General features: G+C 51.5%; 1 protein-coding gene and 2 pseudogenes. 2 read left to right on the top strand and 1 reads right to left on the bottom strand.

What is annotated here, in order from left to right; genetic code table 11:
* Both ALO43_RS16185 and ALO43_RS29045 read left to right on the top strand, forming a co-directional pair.
* Positions 1-380: pseudogene (locus ALO43_RS16185) on the top strand (hypothetical protein); the annotation flags it as partial.
* An 84-nt stretch (positions 381-464) separates the two neighbouring features.
* Positions 465-1,623, top strand: a pseudogene (locus ALO43_RS29045) (IS3 family transposase).
* Between the two features lie 9 nt (positions 1,624-1,632).
* Here ALO43_RS29045 and ALO43_RS16170 read toward each other — a convergent pair.
* The gene (locus ALO43_RS16170; RefSeq protein WP_083492183.1) at positions 1,633-2,766 is read right to left on the bottom strand and encodes an MFS transporter; all 1,134 of its coding nucleotides are present in this window, start codon (positions 2,764-2,766) and stop codon (positions 1,633-1,635) included.
* Between the last annotated feature and the right edge of the window lie 51 nt (positions 2,767-2,817).

The raw sequence follows: 2,817 nt of genomic DNA, 5'->3' as shown, positions 1-2,817 counted from the left end.
CGACGAAAAATATCACTGATCCGGCGACCAAGGCTGCGGTTAGTCAACTGAGCAACCTGGTGGGTTCGGTAGGCGTTTTCGCAGGCTGGACCACCGCTGGACTGGCGACTGACCCTGCGGTTAAGAAAGCCGAGTCGTTTATACAGGATAAGGTGAAATCGACTGCATCCAGTACCACAAGCTATGTTGCCGACCAGACCGTCAAACTGGCGAAAACAGTCAAGGACATGAGCGGGGAGGCGATCTCCAGTACCGGTGCCAGCTTGCGCAGTACTGTCAATAACCTGCGTCATCGCTCCGCTCCGGAAGCTGAAATCGAAGAAGGTGGGATTTCGGCGTTTTCTCGAAGTGAAACATCGTTTCAGCTCAGGCGTTTGTAAGCGGCCTTTGGGTTGTAACTTGTACTGGTCTAATGATTCCGGACACTCATTTAGGCGAGAATGCTCGCCAGATAGAGGTGTCTCATGACCAAACAACGTCGTACCTTTTCACCAGAATTCAAACGCGAGGCTGCCGACCTCGTGCTCAAGCAAAACTACAGTTTCATCGAAGTCAGTCGCTCACTGAGCGTGGGTGAGTCGGCGCTGCGTCGTTGGGTCGACCAGCTTCAGCAAGAGCGCACCGGCGTCACGCCCCAGAGCAAGGCCCTGACACCAGAGCAGCAAAAAATCCAGGAGTTGGAAGCTCGGATTGCTCGCCTTGAGCGCGAGAAATCAATATTAAAAAAGGCTACCGCGCTCTTGATGTCGGAAGATTTCGAGCGTAAGCGCTGATCAATCAGCTAAGCGTCCATGAGCCTGTTGACTGCTTGTGCGAGGCGTTTGAGGTCGCTCGGGGTACTACGCGCATCGTCTAAGGCGGCGAACACCAAACGTTGAGCGACTCAGGCTGCGCAGCCGAGTGAACGAGTTGTTCACCCAGGGGCGAAGTGCTCCGGGCAGTCGAAGCATCATGTTAATGATGCAAGAAGAAGGTGAGCAAATTGGACGGTTCAAGGTACGCAGGCTGATGCGCGAACTGGAACTGGCCAGCAAGCAACCTGGATCACACGCCTATAAAAAGGCGACAGTCGAGCAGCCTGATATACCAAATGTCTTGAACCGGGAGTTTGATGTCGAAGCACCCAACCAGGTTTGGTGCGGCGACATCACCTACATCTGGGCACAGGGAAAATGGCACTACCTTGCGGTTGTTATGGATCTTTACGCCCGCCGAGTGGTGGGCTGGGCCTTATCCGCAAAACCGGATGCAGACCTAGTGGTCAAGGCGCTGGACGTGGCTTACGAGCAACGTGGAAAGCCTCAAGGGTTACTGTTTCACTCGGATCAACGATCGCAGTACGGGAGCCGCCAATTTCGCCAACGGCTGTGGCGCTACCGCATGCGCCAGAGCATGAGCCGCCGAGGAAATTGCTGGGATAATGCGCCGATGGAGCGGGTATTTCGCAGCTTGAAAACAGAATGGATACCGACCTTGGGCTATCGAACTGCACAGGAAGCACAGCGCGATATCAGCCATTTTTTGATGCATCGGTACAACTGGATTCGACCGCATCAGTTCAACGGTGGGCTGGCTCCAGCTCGGGCCGAGGAAAAACTTAACGTCGTGTCCGGGATTAGTTGACCACTACATTCAGCCGCCTTCAAACAGACGAAATTTTATCGACGCAAACGACACCAAACAAGCTATACCTGCCAACACAAAAGAGAGTCGATAACCAAAGCTTGAGATAATCAAACCAAAGAGCACCTGACCGAAGAAGAAAGAAAAATCGTACACTGAGCTGAAAATAGAAAGTTGAGTTGAGCTTGCATTGGGATTTTGTTCCGCATTCAATCCTATTAATGAGGGGAAAACCAGCCCCCACCCGAGGCCCATGAAAGACGAAGCCGCAAGCATCATAGATTTCGAGTTGGATGCTGCGAGCACCGTCAGCGCCAGCATGCATAACAGAGCGCCTGCCTGAGCGAGCCAAGTGAAACTTCGCCAACAGCTCAGCTTCGACATATTCACCCTGATAGCAAGTGTGGCACAAGCAAATATGAGGAAGAAGGCGCTCACAGACCCATAACCCTCCTGCCGCGAAAAAATCGGAACAAATGCTTCTGCCATACCTAGGGGGGCAGCGACCAGCATCAGTTGGATGCATGTAGAGCGCAGTGGCGGAGGTTTCTTGCTCTTCGTACTAATGGTCGGCCCTGATGGGGAGTTCAAGAGAGGCTCGCGACCTGCGCAAATAAATGCCGCAGCCAAAAAACACATGGCAGACGCCATCTCAAAAGTGCGTGCATAACCTAAACACTGAATAACAAATTCGCCTAATGCAGGGCCGAGCGCATAACCAAGAAAGCTAAATATACTGTTGATTGAAAACTGGCTGGCGCGCTCACGAGCCTGCGCAGAATTAACAGCAAAGGCCAGTATTCCAATAATTGAAATCGTGTAGCCTATACCCTGAACGAAGCGCACTGACACCAACTGAAAAATCCCTTCAACTTCATTTGTGATGAGATATGCAAGCGCCGTCGTCACGAGCCCAAAAACAATCAGTATTTTCTTTTTTTTATATTCTAGCAGGCGGGAAATGTAAACTCTAAAAAATATCGGAGCAAGCCAAAAAGCCCCGCTAACAATTCCAATCCTGGCTTGGGTCAAGCCTGAATCCTCCAAAGATCTTGATAACAAAGGGATGGTGCAGCCGATACTGCCCAAAAGCAGGAACGTTGCTATGTTCGGCAGCCACACTCTAACACCCGAGTAATCCATTTTTCAGCCCTGTATTGGCTTCGGCAACCGAAATATATATTGAGTTCACCA

Origin of the sequence: Pseudomonas tremae, from assembly GCF_001401155.1 — a bacterium.
GTDB classification, from domain to species: Bacteria; Pseudomonadota; Gammaproteobacteria; order Pseudomonadales; family Pseudomonadaceae; genus Aquipseudomonas; species Aquipseudomonas tremae.
The sequence above is the reverse complement of the archived record's forward strand: the minus strand, read 5'-3'. Positions and strand labels throughout refer to the sequence as shown.